This is a genomic window from symbiont of Argiope bruennichi (assembly GCF_051094275.1).
In the GTDB taxonomy this organism is placed as follows: Bacteria; Bacillota_I; Bacilli_A; order Mycoplasmatales; family SG1.
Map to the genome: position 1 here is coordinate 188292 of NZ_CP070274.1, position 18637 is coordinate 206928.

Here is an 18637-nt window from a genome sequence, read left to right on the forward strand (position 1 = left end):
ATTACTATTGTATTGTAATAATATTTTTTTAAATTTAATTATTAAAAAAAGAAAGGAAAAAGTTTGAATCAATTAAGAATAAAGTTTTCTTGCTATGACTTTAGAGTTTTAGACAAGACAATTTTTAAAATAATTGAAATTTTTGAAAGCAAAGGGATTCAAATTAATGGACCAATACCTCTGCCCACAAAGACCGAATTAATCACCGTTTTACGTTCTCCTCAAAGAAACAAAGACTCTAGAGAGCAGTTTCATTTAAGAACTCACAATCGTCTTTTGTGTATTAAAGGAAATAACACAGTATTTTTAGAAAGTATTAAAAATATTGTGATCCCTTCTCAAATTCAAATTAAAATTATTTCATAATGATTGGGATTTATGCAATAAAAGTTGGAATGACAACAGTTTATAAGCAAAACAACGAAGCTGTTCCAACAACAGTAATTAAGTTACTAGAAAATCAAGTTATCGAAAAAAAAACTAAAGAAAAACATGGGTATGAAGCAATAAAAGTTGGTTTTTTTCCCATAAATGAAAAACGTGTTTCAAAACCTCATAAAGGTCATTTTGTAAAACATCAATTAATTCCAAAAAAGCATTTAAAAGAAATTCGTGATTTTTCTTTAGATATTCAAGTAAAAGATGTTATTCCTGCAAATTGCTTTGACTTAGAAAAAAAAGTTAATGTTACTGCAGTTTCTAAAGGAAAAGGTTTTGCTGGTGTGATTAAAAGATGAAATCAAAGTCGTGGTCCAATGGCTCATGGTTCTGGTTTTCACAGAGGTATTGGGTCTATGGGTGCGATTTCTCCCAACAGAGTTTTTAAAAGTAAAAACATGCCTGGAAGAATGGGTCATGAAAAAATTACCACAAAAAACTTACAAATTTTAGAAATTTGTGAAAAAGATGAATATTTATTAATTAAAGGTTCAGTTCCTGGTCCAAACAATTCAATTGTTTTTATTAGTCAAGACAAATATTCAAAAAAATGTCAAAAACCAGAACTTTTTAAAAATAAAAACTAACTATTATGAAAATTAAAGTATTTGACCAATTAAAAGATAAAACTTTTGACATAGAATATAATCCTTTCTTTGAAACAATTAATGAAAAAATTATTAAGGAAGTTGTTGTTTCAGAACATGCTTCAAAAAGACAGGGTACCGCTCATACCAAAGTTCGAAGTGAAGTTCGTGGGGGGGGCAGAAAACCTTGAAGGCAAAAAGGTACTGGTAGAGCCAGACATGGAAGCATTAGATCACCACTTTGAAGAACAGGTGGCGTTGTTTTTGGTCCTAGAAACAATGTAAATTACCAAAAAAAAGTCAATAAAAAAGTGGTTCACAAGGCTTTTAAAACCGCAATTGACTTTATTTGTCAAAATAACAAATTAGTTTTATTAAAAGAGATTTCCTTTCCAGTATTAAAAACAAAACATTTTGCTGATTTACTAAAAAAATTAAATATTTCTAGCACATGTCTTTTTATAACCAAAGAATTTGACGATAATTTATATTTGATTACGAGAAATATTGAAAATTTACAATACAAAACCATTAACCAAGTAAGCACTTTTGATTTATTAAGACCAAAATTTGTTCTTACTACCGAAAAAGATTTTTATCTGTTAAAGGAAAAATATTAATATGAATCATAAAAGTTTTTCACAAATTTTTTCAATATTTAAAAAACCAATTTTAACAGAAAAAAGTTACAAACAAATGAATGATGCGAGTGCTTATTCCTTCTATGTTGATAAAAACACTAATAGATGACAAATTAAAAAAGCTTTTGAAAAATTATTTTCAGTTGAAGTTTTAAAAGTTAATGTTTTAAATACCAAAAAAAAACACAAAAGAATGGGAAAATTTCAAGGATTTAAACCAGCCCAAAAAAAAGTAATTGTTTTCATCAATAAAGATCAGAAATTAAACATTTATGATGAAGAATCAGAAAAAGTAGAGGATAATGATGGCAATAAGAAAAGTTAGACCTTTGACTCCTGGTCAAAGAGGGACCTCATATATAGATTACTCGAAGGTTATTACCAAAAAAAAACCAGAAAAATCTCTTGTTACAATTATCAAAAAAAATTCTGGAAGAAACAATCAGGGCAAAATTACCGTTCGTCATCAAGGCAACGCTCATAAAAGAAAATATCGCATGATAGATTTTTTTAGAAATGATTATAATATTAAAGGAAAAGTTGTGTCTATAGAGTACGATCCGAATCGTACTGCTTTTATTGCTTTAATTTCTTATCTAAACGGTAAAAAATCTTATATAATTGCCCCCAAAAATTTAAAAGTGGGCGATTATATTTGTTCTTTTAATGATAAAACCTTGGATATCAAACCAGGAAATAGTGTTCCATTAAAATTCATCCCTGACGGAACTTTAGTTCATAATATTCAATTAAACAAAAATAGCAAAGCAAATTTGGTCAGAAGCGCTGGATGCTTTGCTCAAGTTTTAGGGATTAGTGATGATCCAAAATTTTCGATTATCAAACTTCCAAGTGGCGAGGTTCGTTTAATAAAAAATGAAAATCTAGCAACAATTGGTACGGTTGGAAACGAAGACTGATCTTTAGTTTCTTTAGGCAAAGCTGGTAAAAGCAGACACCTAGGAATAAGACCTACAGTTCGTGGATCTGCGATGAATCCAAACGATCATCCACATGGTGGTGGTGAAGGAAGAAGTCCCATCGGTAGAAAACATCCACTTACTCCTTGAGGAAAAAATGCCTACGGTGTTATTACAAGAAAAAAGAAAAATAAATCTAATAAATTTATTTTGAAAAATAGAAAAGGTAATGTTGTAAATAAAAATGGCTAGAAGTATTAAGAAAGGTTATTTTGTAGACGAAAAACTTTTAAAAAAAGTTCAAAATCAAGAAAAAAACAATTCAAAGAAGATCATTAAAACTTGATCTCGAAGAAGTGTTATTATTCCTGCATTTCTTTCATACACTTTCGCAGTTCATAACGGGAAAGAATTTATTCCTGTCTATGTAAAAGAAGAAATGATTGGTCACAAACTTGGTGAATTTTCTCTGACAAGAAAATTTGGACTAAAAAATTCTCGTAAAAAATAAAAAATATGGCACATTTTAACGCTTATAGTATTAGAATTTCTCCAAGAAAACTTCGTTTAGTTTCCGATCTTGTTCGAAATTTAGATGTTACCGAAGCCATTAATGTTTTACAATTTTGTCAAAAAAGGGGTGCAGAAATTTTAAAGAAGTCGCTTCACTCAGCGCTTAATAACGCAATAAATAACCACGGCCTAAATTCAGAACTTTTATATGTTGATAAAATTTTGGTTAATGAGGCCAAAACAATCAAAAGATTTCGCCCAGGTCCTAGAGGAAGAACAAATAAAATTTTGAAAAGATCTAGCCACTTAAAAATTGAATTAAAAGAAAGAAAAACTAAATAATGGGTCAAAAAGTTAATCCCACTTCCTTTAGAATTGGAAGTTTAATCAATTGAAAATCAAATTGAATTGTTGATAAAAAAACCATTGGAAAATTTTTAGTTCTTGATAAAAAAATTAGAAGATTTATTATTAATTTTTTACCAAGATTTATCGTTTCTTCAATTGAAATAACTAGATCTGATAATTTACTAGACATTGTTATTTATACAACTGCAATTGGTCTTTTAATCGGTAAGGAAAAAAAAAATCTAATTGCTCTAGAAAATGGTTTAAAAAAATTAGACAATAGCAAAAAAATTAATGTTATTCCAAGACCAATTAAAAATCCAGCAATTGATGCACAATCAATTGCAAATTTTATTGCAAGTCAAATTGAAAATCGTCAATCTTTTCGAGTTGTTCAAAAAAGTGCGATTCGAAAAGCTCTAAAATCTGGAGTTTATGGGATTAAAACTTCAGTTTCTGGTCGTCTAAATGGAGCAGATATTGCAAGAACTGAAAAATACCAATTTGGTATTTTGCCCTTACATACCATTAGTAGTGATATCTCATTTGCAAAATCAATCGCAAAAACAACTTATGGTATTATTGGCGTAAAAGTTGAGTTTGTAAAAGTTCTAAAGGAAAATTAGTTTAATCATGTTACAACCAAAAAAAGTTAAACGTCCAAAAATGCATAAAGTTTCTTATGAAGGCATCGCTACTAGAGGAAATAAAATTTCTTTTGGTGATTTTGCGTTGGTATCAAAAGAAGGGGCATGAATTACTTCAAATCAAATTGAAGCTGGAAGAATTGCCATCAACAAGCACTTAAAACGTTCAGGGAAACTTTGAATTCGAATTTTTCCATTTTTTTCAATGACCAAAAAACCTTTAGAAGTTCGAATGGGTAGTGGTAAGGGTTCTGTTGACAAATGGGTTGCTGTTGTAAAAAAAGGCACGGTTATTTTTGAAATTTCTAAAACTACCAAGGATTTAGCTTTCGAGGCATTAAGACTTGCATCACACAAATTATCGGTAAAAACAAGTATTATTGCTAAAGAGGATGTAAAATAGTTATGTTGGAAAAAGAATTAGTTAATAAGTCGGAAACTGAGTTAAAATCAATGATTGTTGAATTAAAACAACAATTATTTGCTTTTAATATTCAAAAAGCGACTGGAAAACTTCAAGATACTTCAAAAATTAAAAAAACCCGCAAAACAATTGCCCAAATTTTGACTATTTTGTCACTTAGAGAAAAAAATCTTCCTTATATTTCGAAATATTTAAAAGATAAAAAAGATAAACCCAAAAAAGCAGCGTTAAATGCAAAAAAAGAGCAAAAAGATAATTCTGAAATTTTAGATGTTAAAGCAATTAACGTAACTAAAGAAGCTGAAGAGACAAAACTTATTGAAGATAAAAACGAAATGAAAAATGAAATAATTTCTGTTGAAGCAAAGGAAACCGATGAAAAAGATATTTAAAGGCAAGGTTGTTGCTAAAAAGATGGAAAAAACGGTAACTGTTGAAATTGTCCATCAAATGAGCCACCCTTTATACAAAAAAACCATTAAGAAAACCAAAAAATTTTTAGTTCATGATCCAAAAAATGAATCAAAACTTTTAGATATTGTAAAAATTGTTGAATGTCGTCCAATTTCTAAAAGAAAAAGATTTCGTTTACTTTCAATCGTTGAGGCAAGCAATGGTTCAACCTTATAGTAGATTAGTTGTTGCCGATAATAGCGGTGCAAAAGTGGTTCAAGTAATTAAAAATTTGGGCGGTTCTAAAAAAAGATATTCAAACATTGGTGATATTATTGTTTGTAGTGTAAAAAACGCTCTACCAAACGGACAAATTAAAAATCATCAAGTGGTTAAAGCCTTAGTTATTAGAACAAGACATGGAATTAGAAGAAAAACTGGCGAAGTAATTAAATTTTCTGATAATGCAGCTGTTATTATCAGAGACGACAGAACTCCTTACGGTACAAGAATTTTTGGTCCTGTTGTAAGAGAACTTTTTGATCTTGGTTACAATAAAATTATTTCAATTTCTCAAGCGGTGGTTTAATTTATGCAAAAGTTAAGAAAAGGCGATACCGTAAAAGTAATTACTGGTAAGTGCAAAGGCGAAGAAGGAATTATCAAAAAAATTAGTTATAAGGATGGATATGTTGTTGTTGAAAAAGTCAACATGATTAAAAAACATAAAAAACCTACAAATGACAATCCAGAAGGTGGAATTGTTGAACTTGAAGGGAAAATTCATCTTTCAAATGTCATGATTATTGATAAAAAAGCCAAAAAACCTTCAAGAGTTGGCATTATTTTTGATGAAAAAGGAAAAAAAAAAAGAATTTTTAAAAAAAGTAAAAAAATTATCGACTAATTAAATGAATAATAAAGAAAAATACAACGTTATTTTAAGAAAAAAACTCTTAGAATCCAAAGAATTTTCAAATATCATGGAAGTTCCCAAAGTTACTAAAATTGTTGTTAATGTTGGCATGGGAAAATATTTAAAAGATAAAAATTATTTTTCTCAAGTAGTTCAAGATCTTGCGACAATTTTTGGTCAAAGACCAGTCATCACAAAAGCAAAAAAATCTGTTTCCAATTTTAAATTACGTAAGGGAATGGATGTCGGGATCAAACTTACTTTAAGAAATAAAATTATGTTTGATAATTTAGACAAACTTATCAACATTATTTTCCCAAGGATTAGAGATTTTGATGGTTTTAATAAAAAATCTTTTAATAAGTTTGGCAATTTTTCTTTTGGTATTAAAGAACATATTGTTTTTCCAGAAATTGATTTTGCAAAAATTGATCGAATTTTTGGCATGGACATTACAATTGTCACTTCTAGTTCTTCAATTAGTGATACTTTAAAACTTTTTAAAGTTTATAATTTTCCAATAAAGGAGTAATATGGCAAGAAAAGCATTAATCGAAAAAGCAAAAAAAGAACCAAAATTTTCAACCAGAAAATACACAAGATGTCAAATTTGTGGCAGAACTCGCTCTGTTTTTAGAAAATATATGATTTGTCGAATTTGTTTTCGTAAATTAGCATCAAAAGGTGAAATTCCTGGGGTTAGAAAGGCTAGTTGGTAACATGTTAACCGATCCAATTGCAGATTATTTTATTAGAATTAAGAACGCATTATTAAAAAGAAAATTAAAAATTGTTGTTCCATATTCAAAAATAAAAGAAGAAATCACTATTCTTTTTAAAAATAAAAAAGTTATTGATAACTATTATGTTAAAAAAGATGAAAAAACTGGATTTTTATCACTTGTTATTAGACTTTCATATTTTCAAAAAATCCCTCTAATTTTAAATTTGAAAAGAATTAGCAAACCAGGTTGCAGAATTTATTCTTCCTATACAACCTTATATCGCTATTATTCTGGTTCTGGTTTCTTAATTATGTCAACTTCTAAGGGAATTACTGATGGTTCTTTTTGCATTAAAAATAAAATTGGTGGCGAAGTTTTAGGAGCTGTTAGTTAGTTATGTCAAGAATTGGTAAAAGAATTTTAACTTTCCCAGAATCTGTTTCTTGTCTTTTAGATGAAAAAATTAACAAACTAACGGTATCTGGGCCAAACGGAACTTTAGAAAAAATTTTTTGTAAAGAAGTTGAAATAAAAATTGATCAAGATAAAAAAACGATTCAAACTTTCATAAATTCTCAAGAAAGAAAGGTTCGTCAATTATTTGGTCTTACCAACTCTTTAGTCAAAAATATGTTGGATGGAGTTCAAAATAAATTTTCTAAAAAATTAAAAATTGTTGGTGTTGGTTATAAAGCACAAGTTAATGAGAATAAATTAATTCTTTCCCTTGGATTTTCCCATCCAGTAATTATCGAGATTCCCAAAAATATTGAACTAAAATTAGTTTCTCCAACAGAAATTCATCTATTTTCAAACGATAAACAACAAGTTGGTCAATTTGCAGCTATTATTCGCGATAAAAAAAAACCAGAACCTTACAAAGGTAAAGGGATTATGTATCATGATGAAATTATTGTTAGAAAAGCTGGAAAATCGGTATCAAAATAATGAAAAAAAAGCATTTATCACCTCGTAAAATACGTCATTTTCGGATTAAAAAAAAAGTTTTTGGGACTTTTCAAAGACCAAGAGTTTCGGTTTTTATTAGCAATAAGAATATTTACTTGCAATTAATTGATGATGAAAAAGGCCACACACTAACTTCTTGTTCTTCAAAAGAGGTTAAGTTAAATAATCAAAAAAATATGGATACAGCCATTAAAGTTGCTCACACTTTTGGCAAAAAGATTCTGGAACAAAAAATTGACAAAGTTGTTTTTGATCGCTCTGGTTACTTATATCACGGCAAAGTTGCAGCAATTTGTGAAGAATTAAGAAAGTTAAACATTTTTGTTTAAAAAAAAGTTATGAGTGAAAATCTAGAAGTCAAACAAGAACCCGAAACTTCTGTAAATTCTCAAGAAAATTCAAAAAATTTATCAGAAACTTTAAAATCTAAAGCAGCTTGAGTTTCAAAACAAAAAACAAGAACTCTTTCATCCCAAAATCAGCCTGAAAATGAATTTAGGGTGATTAAAATTAAAAGAATCGTTAAGGTTGTAAAGGGTGGAAGAAGGTTTCGCTTTTCTTCATTAGTTGTCAATGGTGATGGAAAATATAGCGTTGGATATGCAAATTCTAAATCTCAAGAAATTCCCAATGCTGTTAAAAAAGCCAACAACAAAGCAGTTAAAAATTATTTAAAAATTCCGGTAAACAAAGACGAATCAATTTTTAATATGGTAATTGGAAAATGTGGTGCTAGCATGGTTTTATTAAAACCTGCAAGTAAGGGAACAGGAATTATTGCTGGAGGCCCCGTAAGAACAATTTTTCAAATTGCAGGAATTAAAAATATTTACTCAAAATGTTATGGTTCTAGAAATCAAATTAATATTATTAGAGCTACATTTAATGCCATCGAGCAGTTAATAAAAATTAAAAAATTAGAATCAGTTAAGGTTAATTTAAATGCTAAACAAGTTACAAACTAAAAAAACTAAAACTAAACATCGTAAAGGTCGGGGCATTTCTCAGGGAAAAGGTAAAACTTGTGGCAGAGGAATGAAGGGTCAAAAAGCGAGATCTAAAGTTAGAATTGGCTTTGAAGGGGGACAAACACCACTTTACAGAAGAATTCCGAAGCGTGGTTTTAAATCAATTACCAAACCTTCATATCAAGTAATAACTTGCGATAAAATTATTGAAAATTTCCAAGAAAAAGAACTTGTAAATTACGATTCTCTTTTAAAAAAAAATTTAATTAAAAAATTTCCTTTTAAAATTAAAATTATTGGCAACAACCCAAAAATTAAAAGTCTAGAAATTAATGTTGATATTCTTTCAAAAGGTGTAAAAAATATTTTAAATTAGCTTAAAATTTATTTTAGTTATGTCGCTTTTAGAAACGATTAAATCCTGCTGAATTTTTAAAGATTTACGAAAAAAAATTATTTTTACGATTGTAATTTTAATTTTTTTTCGAATTGGCAGCAACATTCCCATTCCTGGAATTAATGTCGAAAAAGATAGTTTTGCTTCAGGTACTGATAGTTTTTTTGGAATGATGTCCATGCTGGGTGGAGGAAATCTTAGAAAATTTTCAATTTTTTCTTTAAGTGTATCACCTTATGTTCTAGCAACGATTATTGTTCAATTATTATCTGCAGACATTATCCCTTCATGAACAAAACTTTCAAAATCTGGTGAAAGAGGGAAAAAACAACTAGATTTAATTGCTAGATTTTTAACAATTTTTATTGCCATTGCTCAGGGCTTTGCAATGGTTGCTGCGATGCAATCAAAAGGATTTATTACTGCTTCGGGTTTTTTTCCATTTTTTAATGCGGTGATCATTCTTTTATTTGGCTCTGTTTTTGCGATTTGATTGGGTGATAGAATTTCAGAGCATGGAGTTGGTAATGGTACTAGTATGATAATTTTTTCAGGTATTGTTGCAAATATTCCTTGAAATTTTTTCATTATCGGGAAATCTTCTTTTACTTTTGACCCCAATAGTACTGATCAAATCGTAAAAACATTTTTAGGTGTATTAAATATTTTAATTATTTTAATTCTTCTTCCAACAATTATTATTTTGACAATTTACTTAACTCAATCTGTAAGAAAAATTCCAGTACAACAATTAGGTTCTGGAATGGACAAAAAAAAATCAGATCTCGAAAATTCATATATTTTACTAAAGATTAACTCTTCTGGGGTTATTCCAGTAATTTTTGCTTCCTCGTTAATGTCGATTCCGTTAACTATTTCCCAATTTTTTGTCAGCGATCAAACTGCTAATTATTGGGTTCAGATGTTTTTTTCGATGTCTTATGTTCCAGCGTTAATCTTGTACTTCACCTTAGTAGTTCTTTTCACCTTTTTTTACTCTTCAATTGTAATAAAACCAACAGAACTTGCAAAAAATTTTCAAAGACATGGCTCATTCATTCCAGGTGTTAGCCCTGGCACGGAAACAAAATTTTATATTTTAAGAACTTTGAGCCGTTTAAACTTTTTAGGAGGTCTTTCCCTTGCTTTCATTGCCTCCCTTCCATACATTATTTTTATGGTTATTGGGGTTCCAAGTCAGCTATCAATTGGTGGCACTGGAATGATTATTATGGTTGGGGTAGCAATCGATGTCGTTTCACAAATTCAAGGAAGAATTATTCAGAAAAAATACGCAACTTTATCTGATAAATCTTTAATTAATGTTGACGATAGAAAATTAAATTTTTCTGATTTTGAAAATGATAATAATTCTTTAGAAAATTTAAATGATCCAAAAATTGAAGATGAAGATAAAAAATCGCTTCTTTGGTAACAAACAAATATTATGACTGATAAAAACAATCTTATTTTATTTTTTGGTGCACCAGGTTGCGGCAAAGGAACTGCCGCAAAGTTTTTAAAGCAACAAAAAAACTATTTTTATTATGGGTGTGGTGATTTTTTAAGAAAAAAAATTAATTCTGACAAAACAAATGATTTTTTTCTTCAAGACATTATTAAAAATGGTAAGTTAGTTCCCGATAGCTTAATTTGTTCTTTATACTTAAACAATTTAGAACAAAATTTTTTAGACAAAGAAAACATTATTTTGGATGGTTTTCCAAGAACCTTATTTCAAGCTAAATATTTGAAAAATTTTTGTGAAAAAAATAATTTTCTGGTAAAAACGGTAGTTTTTTTTGATATTTCTTTAGAACTTGCCAAAAAAAGAATTTTAAGTCGCCTAGTTTGTAAAAGTTGTGGCGCCATTTACAATGATTTTACAAATAAACCTAAAAAAGAAAACATCTGCGACTTATGTGGTGGAGAAGTAGCCAAAAGAATTGATGATAATGAAAAAGTTTTTCAAGAAAGATTTTTAGAATTTCAAAAAAATATTCAAAGTATTTTAAATTTTTATCAAGAAGAAAACATTAAAATTAAAAAAATTGTCATTTTAAACGATGATTTAAAAGATTTTTACCAACAGTTAGAAAATATTTAATATGTCTGTTATTTTACCAAAAGATCAAGAAAAAATTCGTTATTCTGGAAAAATTTTAGCATTTCTTTTAAATACTTTAAAAGAAAATGCTTATCCTGGAAACACCAGCAAAAATTTAGATTTGCTTGCAAATGATATTATTATTAGTAAAAATTGCACGCCATCTTTTTTAAATTACAATGGTTATAAACACAGCATTTGTGTTAGTGTAAATGACACCATGATTCATGGTACTCCATCAGATGTTCCTTTTAAAGACGGCGATATGATTTCGATTGATGCCGGGGTTTGTTATCAAGGATTTCACACCGATGCGGCAATTTCCTTTATTTGCGGTAAAAATGATGCCGATATTAAAGAAAAACTTTTAAAAACCACAAAAGAAGCACTAGATTTGGCAATTAAAGAAGTAAAATCTGAAGTACCTGTTAGAAAACTTGGAAAAATCATAGAAAATGTTATAATGAGAAATGGATTTTTTACTTGCTATGATTATTGTGGTCATGGTGTTGGAAAAAAATTACATGATTTACCATTAATTTTCAATTATGATGAACCAGAATGTAAAGATATTTTAAAAGAAAACATGGTAATTGCTATTGAACCAATGGTACTTTTATCTACTTCAAATACTTTTGTTGCCAAAAATGGTTGGGATGTTAAAAGTACTAATGGTTGTCTTACATGTCACTTTGAACATACAATATTAGTAAAAAAAAATGGAAGTGAGGTTTTAACAAGTTAGTTTAAATGGAAAAAGAAGTTATTTCTGTCAATGGAGAAATTGTTGAAGTCTTACCCAATTTTACTTTTACAGTTCTTTTAGAAAATGGAACGAAAATTAACGCCCATATTTCTGGTAAAATGAGAAAATATGGCATTAGAGTTTTTTTAAAAGATAAAGTTAAAGTTGACTTATCTCCATACGACTTAACAAAAGGTAGAATTGTATATAGGTATAAATAATGAAAGTTCGCGCATCAGTAAAAAAAATTTGCCCTTTTTGTCAGATTGTAATTAGAAAAGGGAAAGTTAGAGTTATTTGTAAAAACAAAAAACACAAGCAAAGGCAAAAATAATTTTATAATAAAAAAAGAGGTTAAAAATTGGCACGATTAATTGGTATTGATATTCCAGATAATAAGCATATTTACATTGGATTAACTTACATTTATGGCATTGGAAAAGCTAGATCTAAAGAAATTCTTGATGAGTTAAACATTTCTTTGCAAAAAAAAGTAAAAGAACTAACAAGTAATGAAATCTTAAAAATTAAAGAATATATTGAAAAAAACAATATTTTAATTGAAGGGAATCTTCGTTCTAAAGTTCGTCTAGACATTAAAAGACTTTTAGATATTAATTGTTATCGCGGGATAAGGCATCGAAACAACCTTCCTGTAAGAGGTCAAAACACTAAAAGTAACGCTAGAACAAGAAAAGGTCCTAGAAAAACCATTGCTAACAAAAAGAAGGTAAAAAGTAAAAAATAATGGCAAATAATCGTTTATCATCAGCAAAAAAAAAGAAAAAAATTTCTTTAAACTCCGCAATTGTTCACATTAGATGTAGTTTTAATAACACGATTATTGTTGTTACCAATGAAGATGGCAAAGTTGTAACTTGGGCAAGCGCTGGATCTTGTGGCTTCAAGGGAACAAAAAAAGGTACCCCGTATGCAGGGCAACAGGCAGCAATTAAGTGTTGCAATTTATGCATTGAATTTGGTGTTAAAGAAATGACGATTTTTTTAATAGGTATTGGTCCTGGAAGAGATTCTTCACTTCGAACTTTTCAATCTTCTGGAATAAAAATTAACAAAATTAAAGATCACACTCCAATTCCCTTTAATGGATGTAAATTATCAAAAAGCCAACTAAAAAACAAAAAATAAGAAAACCAATCAAGAAAGAAATTACAATATGACCGATTTTTTAAAATTTGAAAAGATTAAGATAAAAACCGCTCAAATATCTGACGATCCAATTACATATCAACTTTCAGTAGAACCTCTTGAAAGAGGCTTTTCAGTAACCCTTGGCAACGCCATGAGAAGAGTAATGCTTTCTCACGTTCCGGGAGTTTCTACCTATGCTGCCGTAATTGAGGGTGTTTCTCATGAATTTTCAACAATCAAAGGAATCCACGATTCAGTTACCGATATTATTTTAAGACTGAAAAGTTTGGTAATAAAAGTGCCAAATGTTTTTACTTTTAATGAAAAAGAGTGTTTTTTAACCTTAAAAACTCATGATATTGGAAAAATATTGGCAAAAGATATTGAATGTCCTGAAGGAATTGAAATTTTAAATAAAAATTTTTTAATTGCTACTGCTACTAAAAAAGATGTTTTAAAAATTAAAATTTATATTCGCAGTGGTAAAGGATATTGCGATGATAAACAAAATTTAGAATATATTGAAGATCCGAACGCGATTGTTTTTGATTCTGCTTTTGGTTGTGTTCAAAATGCAAATTATGTTATTGATACCATAAAATCTAGCGATCAACAAGAAAGAGAAAAATTAATTTTAAATTTTGAAACCAACGGATCAGTTTATTGTGATCAAATTATTGGATTTGTTGCGAGAACTTTAGAATATTATTTTCATGAAATCGGAAGTGTTTCTGAAAATATTAAACTAGAAGATATTACTTTAAATATTAAAACCCCTCAAAGAAACATCCATTTAGATAAAAAAATTGAAGAATTAAATTTGCCGGTACGTTGTTATAATTGCTTAAAAGCAATTGGAATTCAATACGTTTATGAAATTATTGACATGGGAAAAAACAGATTAAAAACCTTAAAAAATTTGGGTGAAAAATCATTTAATGATATTGTCAATGCAATTAACAATCGAGGCATTAAATTTTAGTTATGTCATATATTAATCAGCCAAAGAAACATAAAGATTTTTGAGAGAGAAATTTAAAAAATCAGCTTTCAGACTTTGTTTTTCACGAAAAGCTAATAACAACTTACAAAAGAGCCAGATTAGTTCAACAAAAAGTTGAAAAACTAATTACCATTGCTAAAGAAAAAAATCTTTCAAATATTCGATACATTAAAAAAAATTTAATTTCTTACGATGATCCCAAAAAAAAACTTTTACATCAAAAATTTTTTGATAACTTTGCCGTAAAATATCAAAACAGACCTGGCGGTTACACAAGAATTACGAAACTTTATCACAGAAAAGGGGATAACACCTTATACGTTAAATTATCTTTTGTAGATGAAAAATAATGATATTTTGCTAGAAGTAAATAATTTGTGTTATAAATATCAAAAATCTTCCACTCTTGCCCTAAACAATATTTCTTTTAAAATTAAAAGAAATTCATATGTTACTATTATTGGCCACAATGGAAGTGGTAAGAGCACGCTTTCAAAATTAATTTCTGGTCTTTTTGAACCATTATCTGGTTCAATTTTTTTTAATAATTACGATTTATTTGCAAATCATCGAAATTTGACAAAAAATATTGGAATTGTTTTTCAAAATCCAGACAATCAATTTATTGGGAGCACAGTTTTAGACGATATTGTTTTTGGTATGGAAAATCATTGTTTTTCTCGAGAAAAAATTATTGATAACTTACAAAGAAGCGCCAGTCTTTTGGGAATAAAAAATCTTTTAAATAAGGTACCAAGTTCTTTAAGTGGTGGGGAAAAGCAAAAAGTTGCGATTGCTGGGATTGTTGCTCTTGACAGTGACTTAATAATTTTAGATGAAGCAACAAGTATGTTAGATCCAAAAGGAACCGAAGACTTGTTAAATGTCATTTTAAAACTTAAAAATGACCACAATAAAACAATTATTTCCATAACCCACAACATGGATGAGGCATACAAAGGTGATTGAGTTATTGTGTTAAATAATGGTGAAAAGGTTCTTGAAGGAATTCCAGATGATGTTTTTAGAAATCAAGAACTTCTAAAAACTTTTAAATTATCTTTACCGCCTTCACTAGTTTTACAACGTTATTTGGAAAAACACAATTTTACTTTTGAAAAAAATTATAAGAATTTTGACGAGTTAGTGTTAAAAATATGCCAATCTTAGCCGGGAAAAATCTTTCATATTTTTACAATAAAAAAACTGAATACGAAGTTCGCGCTGTTGAAGATGTTTCTTTTAAAATTAATGAAAATTCAATTGTTGCCATTGTTGGCACTGGAGGCAGTGGTAAAAGCACTTTAATTCAACTTTTTAATGGAATTTTAATTCCAGACCAAGGACAAGTTGATATCGACAACACTTTTGTGATCAAAAAAGCAAGAAAAATAAAAAACATCAAAGAAATTAGAAAAAACATTGGGATTGCCTTTCAATTTCCCGAGTCTCAACTATTTTGTGAGACGGTTGAGAAAGACATTATTTTTGGACCATTGAATTTTGGAATGAAAAAAGATGTTGCCTTGAATAAAGCTAAATACTACTTAGAGTTAGTAGGTCTATCAGACGAGTACTTAAAAAAAAGTCCTTTTTCCCTTTCTGGCGGGCAAAAAAGACGCGTAGCGATTGCAGGAATTTTATCATTTGACCCAAAAATATTAATTTTTGATGAACCAACTGCAGGACTTGATCCAGAAGGTAAAGCTTATTTTCAAGATTTATTTTTAAAACTCGTTTTAAACGAGAAAAAAACGATTATTTTTATTTCACATGATATGGATGAAGTTTATCAAATTGCAAATTATGTTTATGTTATGAAAAATGGAAAAATTAGTTATGAAGGCGAACCATTTGATTTATTCAATAACGATGAATTATTAAAAGAAAACAATTTAACTTTGCCATATGTTTTTAGAGCCATAAAATTATTAAAAAAATATCATCCGATTAACGAATTGAAAACCATTAAAACTGTCGACCAACTAGCGAAATTTATTGTTAGTAAAAAGGTGATAAATGAATAAGTTTACGGTTGGCGTATATGTTCCAAATAATTCCTTTATTCATCGATTAGATGTCAGAATTAAGCTTTTGTCATTGGTGTTTATCATGGCGCTTGTTTTTATCTATTCAGGAATTGAAGGTTATATTTATTTAACAATTTTTGCTTTAGTTGTTTTTTATTTTTCAAAATTACGTTTTAATCTTATTTTTAATATGTTAAAACCAATTTATCCAATGATGGTTTTTTTACTTTTGGTAACAGTTTTTGCCTCAGAATTCAATCATAAAGGGCTTCATTTTACTACTTCTGATGATTGACTTGATAAAAGTTTTAATATTGGCAATTTTAAATTTCATCTTCAGTCAATTTGAAGAACTTTATACATTATTTGAAGAATTTTTTTAATGATGACTTTTACGGTTATTTTAAGTTCAACGTCAACTCCTGTAGAATTAACTTTGGGTCTTGAGTCACTTATGAAATATTTAAAGTATATTAAATTTCCAGTTCATCAAGTTGCAATGATTATTTCCATTTCGCTTCGTTTCATTCCATCACTTTTTGAAGAAACAATTGTTATTTCCAATTCTCAAGCTAGTCGTGGTGTTGACTTTAAAAACGGCAGAATTAGAGAAAAATTTAAAGCCCTAACGTCACTTGTTATTCCAATTTTTATTTCTTCATTCCGAAAAGCTGATGATTTAGCGAATGCTATGGAAGCTAGAGGATATGATCCCTATGCTTCAAGAACTAGGTATCGTCAATTAAAAATTACCACAAGAGATATTTTTTGTCTTTTATTTTTTTCTTGTTTTTTTGCTTTAATTATTTGTACCAACTTATCTTTTAAAAGCGCTAATTCACCATTTTATTTTTTAAAATGATTTGATAACTTACATTTAGGAGAACCAATTCTTTAAAATGAAATTAAAAAATAATTATCACGCACATACTCTTTGATGTAGACATGCATTTAATACCGCAGAAGAAATGATTTTAGAGGCAATTAAAAACAACTATCAAATTTTTGGAATTTCTGAACATGTTGGTTATTTTGGGAAAAATGATGCTGGCCAAAGATTGCATAACGACGAAGTTTTTGCATATATTTCTGAAATGAAAGCATTAAAACAAAAGTACTCTGATAAAATTACGATTTTAACGGGATTTGAAACAGAGTACTTAGAAGATGAAAAATCTTGATATGAAAAACTTTATCAAAACAAAGATGTTGATTACTTAATTTTAGGAAATCACTTTGAAAATCAAATTTTGGATGAACAATATTATGGAATAACCATAAAAAGCCCAGAAAAACTTAAGGCTTATGTCGATCAAGCAATTAAGGGCATGGAATCGGGACTTTTTTCGATTTTAGCACATCCAGATTTATTTATGCTTTCATACAAAGAATTTGATGAAAATGCCTTAATTCAGTCAAAAAGACTCATTGAAGCAGCAATTAAAAACAATGTTTTATTAGAGGTTAATATTAATGGTTTGAATATGGTAAGTGATCCCAACAATTATCATAGTTGAAAGTATCCAAACTATAATTTTTGAAAATTATTTTCAACTTACAATCATCCCTGCATTATCAATATTGACGCCCACTGAAAAGAAATGTTGTCAAATGAAAAATTTCAAGATTTAGTTTTTGACTTTTGCAAAAAATTGAATTTAAAAATTGTTGATAAAATTAAATTAAAATAATTTATAATAACTTTGTAATAAAATTTTATGAATCAAACTACAGTAACAAAAAAAAAAGATCTCCCTAAAAAATGATATTTAATTGACGCTTCTAATTTGATTCTTGGAAAATTATCTGTTTTTGCAGCTAATATTTTAAGAGGTAAAAATAAAGCAAATTTTTGCCACTATTTAGATTGTGGTGATTTTTTAGTGATCACAAACACTGATAAAGTTAATCTTTCAGGAAATAAATTAAATACAAAAATATATTATCATCACTCTAGATATCCTGGCGGGTTAAGAGAAACAAAAGCATCAAAAATGCTTCAAGAAAAAAGCGACCGTATGGTTTATTTAGCAATTAAAGGGATGCTACCACATAACAGACTTGGAAGAAAACAAATTTCAAATCTTTTTGTTTATAAAGGTAGTGAACACAAACATATTGCTCAAAACCCTGAGGCTATTAAGGTTTTATAAATTAAATGGAAGAAAAATTAATAAAAAATTCTAAAATTTTTGTTGGTAAAAGAAAAAATTCTGTTGCAAGAATTTTTTTAAGAGAAAAAGAAAATAATCTTTTGATTGTAAACAATAAAAAGGTTTCTGAATATTTTCCTCATGATTTACTAGTTAAAAGAGTTTATTTACCCTTTGAAGTTTTAAATATAAAAAATCACAAAGAATTTTTTTGTAATGTTCAGGGTGGTGGTTTTTCTTCCCAGGCTAGTGCAATTTCCCTTGCATTATCTAAATATTTAGTTACTTTAAATGAAGAAAATAGGCATAAACTGAAAGAGTTTAAATTATTAACTAGAGATTCTAGAAAAAAAGAACGTAAAAAATATGGTCTAAAAAAAGCTAGAAAAGCTCCTCAATTTTCTAAAAGATAATTCTTGGGATTATAGTTTAGTGATAGAACGCACCCCTGATAAGGGTGAAACGATGGTTTGATTCCATCTAATCCCACCATTTTTTATCAAACTTTTATGTAAAATATTTTAGGTATTTTAGATAAAAGTTTTTTTTATTTTATTTTTT

35 protein-coding genes and 1 tRNA gene are annotated in these 18637 nt (G+C 28.4%); all 36 read left to right on the forward strand.

All coding sequences use genetic code 4. From position 1 onward, the window contains the following. The first annotated feature begins 63 nt into the window (after nt 1-63). The 36 genes from rpsJ to JTY60_RS01070 all read left to right on the forward strand — a co-directional run bounded on the left by rpsJ (nt 64) and on the right by JTY60_RS01070 (nt 18568). Nucleotides 64-366: a 30S ribosomal protein S10 gene (gene rpsJ / locus JTY60_RS00895; protein ID WP_434414773.1), complete on the forward strand. Its 303-nt coding sequence runs from the start codon at nt 64-66 to the stop codon at nt 364-366. Beyond that, nucleotides 366-1025 carry a 50S ribosomal protein L3 gene (rplC, locus tag JTY60_RS00900; protein ID WP_434414774.1) on the forward strand — a complete coding sequence of 220 codons (660 nt, stop codon included), beginning with the start codon at nt 366-368 and terminating at the stop codon, nt 1023-1025. The genes rpsJ and rplC overlap by 1 nt, the downstream gene beginning before the upstream one ends. Nucleotides 1026-1030: 5 nt before the next feature. Further along, nucleotides 1031-1645 (forward strand): 50S ribosomal protein L4, encoded by a 615-nt coding sequence (rplD, locus tag JTY60_RS00905; protein WP_434414775.1) that lies wholly within the window; start codon nt 1031-1033, stop codon nt 1643-1645. A 1-nt stretch (nt 1646) separates the two neighbouring features. Continuing rightward, on the forward strand, nt 1647-1991 hold the full coding sequence (rplW, locus tag JTY60_RS00910) for a 50S ribosomal protein L23 (protein WP_434414776.1): 345 nt from the start codon (nt 1647-1649) through the stop codon (nt 1989-1991). Continuing rightward, nucleotides 1972-2838, forward strand: coding sequence for a 50S ribosomal protein L2 (rplB, locus tag JTY60_RS00915; protein ID WP_434414886.1), 867 nt, complete (start codon nt 1972-1974; stop codon nt 2836-2838). Before rplW ends, rplB begins: the two co-directional genes overlap by 20 nt. Beyond that, entirely contained in the window at nt 2831-3097 is a 267-nt protein-coding gene (gene rpsS, locus JTY60_RS00920) for a 30S ribosomal protein S19 (RefSeq protein ID WP_434414777.1), read from the forward strand. The genes rplB and rpsS overlap by 8 nt, the downstream gene beginning before the upstream one ends. A gap of 5 nt (nt 3098-3102) precedes the next feature. Continuing rightward, a complete protein-coding gene (gene rplV / locus JTY60_RS00925) occupies nt 3103-3441 on the forward strand; it encodes a 50S ribosomal protein L22 (protein ID WP_434414778.1) in 339 nt (112 codons plus the stop codon). Then, a complete protein-coding gene (gene rpsC, locus JTY60_RS00930) occupies nt 3441-4073 on the forward strand; it encodes a 30S ribosomal protein S3 (RefSeq protein ID WP_434414779.1) in 633 nt (210 codons plus the stop codon). The genes rplV and rpsC overlap by 1 nt, the downstream gene beginning before the upstream one ends. Before the next feature lie 7 nt (nt 4074-4080). After that, entirely contained in the window at nt 4081-4497 is a 417-nt protein-coding gene (gene rplP / locus JTY60_RS00935) for a 50S ribosomal protein L16 (RefSeq protein WP_434414780.1), read from the forward strand. 2 nt (nt 4498-4499) lie between these two features. Next, a complete protein-coding gene (gene rpmC / locus JTY60_RS00940; protein ID WP_434414781.1) occupies nt 4500-4910 on the forward strand; it encodes a 50S ribosomal protein L29 in 411 nt (136 codons plus the stop codon). Further along, nucleotides 4894-5148 (forward strand): 30S ribosomal protein S17, encoded by a 255-nt coding sequence (gene rpsQ, locus JTY60_RS00945; protein WP_434414782.1) that lies wholly within the window; start codon nt 4894-4896, stop codon nt 5146-5148. The genes rpmC and rpsQ overlap by 17 nt, the downstream gene beginning before the upstream one ends. Next, the gene (gene rplN, locus JTY60_RS00950; RefSeq protein WP_434414783.1) at nt 5132-5500 is read left to right on the forward strand and encodes a 50S ribosomal protein L14; all 369 of its coding nucleotides are present in this window, start codon (nt 5132-5134) and stop codon (nt 5498-5500) included. The genes rpsQ and rplN overlap by 17 nt, the downstream gene beginning before the upstream one ends. 3 nt (nt 5501-5503) lie before the next feature. Then, complete coding sequence (gene rplX / locus JTY60_RS00955; RefSeq protein ID WP_434414784.1) at nt 5504-5818, forward strand: 50S ribosomal protein L24; 315 nt, start codon at nt 5504-5506, stop codon at nt 5816-5818. A gap of 4 nt (nt 5819-5822) precedes the next feature. Then, nucleotides 5823-6359: a 50S ribosomal protein L5 gene (gene rplE / locus JTY60_RS00960; protein WP_434414785.1), complete on the forward strand. Its 537-nt coding sequence runs from the start codon at nt 5823-5825 to the stop codon at nt 6357-6359. 1 nt (nt 6360) lies between these two features. Then, complete coding sequence (locus tag JTY60_RS00965) at nt 6361-6546, forward strand: type Z 30S ribosomal protein S14 (RefSeq protein WP_434414786.1); 186 nt, start codon at nt 6361-6363, stop codon at nt 6544-6546. Between the two features lies 1 nt (nt 6547). Then, nucleotides 6548-6946, forward strand: a complete 399-nt coding sequence (locus JTY60_RS00970; RefSeq protein WP_434414787.1) for an uS8 family ribosomal protein — start codon at nt 6548-6550, stop codon at nt 6944-6946. A gap of 2 nt (nt 6947-6948) precedes the next feature. Beyond that, nucleotides 6949-7500 carry a 50S ribosomal protein L6 gene (rplF, locus tag JTY60_RS00975; protein WP_434414788.1) on the forward strand — a complete coding sequence of 184 codons (552 nt, stop codon included), beginning with the start codon at nt 6949-6951 and terminating at the stop codon, nt 7498-7500. After that, nucleotides 7500-7850, forward strand: a complete 351-nt coding sequence (gene rplR, locus JTY60_RS00980; protein WP_434414789.1) for a 50S ribosomal protein L18 — start codon at nt 7500-7502, stop codon at nt 7848-7850. The genes rplF and rplR overlap by 1 nt, the downstream gene beginning before the upstream one ends. 9 nt (nt 7851-7859) lie before the next feature. Next, a complete protein-coding gene (rpsE, locus tag JTY60_RS00985) occupies nt 7860-8486 on the forward strand; it encodes a 30S ribosomal protein S5 (RefSeq protein ID WP_434414790.1) in 627 nt (208 codons plus the stop codon). Next, the gene (gene rplO / locus JTY60_RS00990) at nt 8464-8865 is read left to right on the forward strand and encodes a 50S ribosomal protein L15 (RefSeq protein ID WP_434414791.1); all 402 of its coding nucleotides are present in this window, start codon (nt 8464-8466) and stop codon (nt 8863-8865) included. The genes rpsE and rplO overlap by 23 nt, the downstream gene beginning before the upstream one ends. 19 nt (nt 8866-8884) lie before the next feature. Then, nucleotides 8885-10321, forward strand: coding sequence for a preprotein translocase subunit SecY (secY, locus tag JTY60_RS00995; protein WP_434414792.1), 1437 nt, complete (start codon nt 8885-8887; stop codon nt 10319-10321). 12 nt (nt 10322-10333) lie between these two features. Then, complete coding sequence (locus tag JTY60_RS01000) at nt 10334-10993, forward strand: adenylate kinase family protein (protein WP_434414793.1); 660 nt, start codon at nt 10334-10336, stop codon at nt 10991-10993. Between the two features lies 1 nt (nt 10994). Next, nucleotides 10995-11738, forward strand: a complete 744-nt coding sequence (gene map / locus JTY60_RS01005) for a type I methionyl aminopeptidase (protein WP_434414794.1) — start codon at nt 10995-10997, stop codon at nt 11736-11738. Nucleotides 11739-11743: 5 nt separating this feature from the next. Continuing rightward, nucleotides 11744-11959 (forward strand): translation initiation factor IF-1, encoded by a 216-nt coding sequence (gene infA, locus JTY60_RS01010; protein WP_434414795.1) that lies wholly within the window; start codon nt 11744-11746, stop codon nt 11957-11959. Then, the gene (gene rpmJ / locus JTY60_RS01015) at nt 11959-12072 is read left to right on the forward strand and encodes a 50S ribosomal protein L36 (protein WP_434414796.1); all 114 of its coding nucleotides are present in this window, start codon (nt 11959-11961) and stop codon (nt 12070-12072) included. The genes infA and rpmJ overlap by 1 nt, the downstream gene beginning before the upstream one ends. Nucleotides 12073-12099: 27 nt before the next feature. Continuing rightward, the gene (gene rpsM, locus JTY60_RS01020) at nt 12100-12486 is read left to right on the forward strand and encodes a 30S ribosomal protein S13 (RefSeq protein WP_434414797.1); all 387 of its coding nucleotides are present in this window, start codon (nt 12100-12102) and stop codon (nt 12484-12486) included. Beyond that, nucleotides 12486-12887, forward strand: a complete 402-nt coding sequence (gene rpsK, locus JTY60_RS01025) for a 30S ribosomal protein S11 (protein ID WP_434414798.1) — start codon at nt 12486-12488, stop codon at nt 12885-12887. Before rpsM ends, rpsK begins: the two co-directional genes overlap by 1 nt. 28 nt (nt 12888-12915) lie before the next feature. After that, complete coding sequence (gene rpoA / locus JTY60_RS01030; RefSeq protein WP_434414799.1) at nt 12916-13872, forward strand: DNA-directed RNA polymerase subunit alpha; 957 nt, start codon at nt 12916-12918, stop codon at nt 13870-13872. Between the two features lie 2 nt (nt 13873-13874). Continuing rightward, complete coding sequence (rplQ, locus tag JTY60_RS01035) at nt 13875-14243, forward strand: 50S ribosomal protein L17 (RefSeq protein WP_434414800.1); 369 nt, start codon at nt 13875-13877, stop codon at nt 14241-14243. Next, the gene (locus JTY60_RS01040; protein WP_434414801.1) at nt 14233-15063 is read left to right on the forward strand and encodes an energy-coupling factor transporter ATPase; all 831 of its coding nucleotides are present in this window, start codon (nt 14233-14235) and stop codon (nt 15061-15063) included. Before rplQ ends, JTY60_RS01040 begins: the two co-directional genes overlap by 11 nt. Further along, nucleotides 15051-15920 carry an energy-coupling factor transporter ATPase gene (locus JTY60_RS01045; protein ID WP_434414802.1) on the forward strand — a complete coding sequence of 290 codons (870 nt, stop codon included), beginning with the start codon at nt 15051-15053 and terminating at the stop codon, nt 15918-15920. Before JTY60_RS01040 ends, JTY60_RS01045 begins: the two co-directional genes overlap by 13 nt. Beyond that, on the forward strand, nt 15913-16821 hold the full coding sequence (locus tag JTY60_RS01050) for an energy-coupling factor transporter transmembrane component T family protein (protein WP_434414803.1): 909 nt from the start codon (nt 15913-15915) through the stop codon (nt 16819-16821). Before JTY60_RS01045 ends, JTY60_RS01050 begins: the two co-directional genes overlap by 8 nt. A gap of 1 nt (nt 16822) precedes the next feature. Beyond that, nucleotides 16823-17614 (forward strand): histidinol-phosphatase, encoded by a 792-nt coding sequence (locus tag JTY60_RS01055; protein WP_434414804.1) that lies wholly within the window; start codon nt 16823-16825, stop codon nt 17612-17614. A gap of 27 nt (nt 17615-17641) precedes the next feature. Next, a complete protein-coding gene (rplM, locus tag JTY60_RS01060) occupies nt 17642-18076 on the forward strand; it encodes a 50S ribosomal protein L13 (protein ID WP_434414805.1) in 435 nt (144 codons plus the stop codon). 5 nt (nt 18077-18081) lie between these two features. Beyond that, complete coding sequence (rpsI, locus tag JTY60_RS01065; protein WP_434414806.1) at nt 18082-18489, forward strand: 30S ribosomal protein S9; 408 nt, start codon at nt 18082-18084, stop codon at nt 18487-18489. 5 nt (nt 18490-18494) lie between these two features. Continuing rightward, nucleotides 18495-18568: transfer RNA gene (locus JTY60_RS01070), tRNA-Ile, on the forward strand. Nucleotides 18569-18637: the final 69 nt, after the last annotated feature.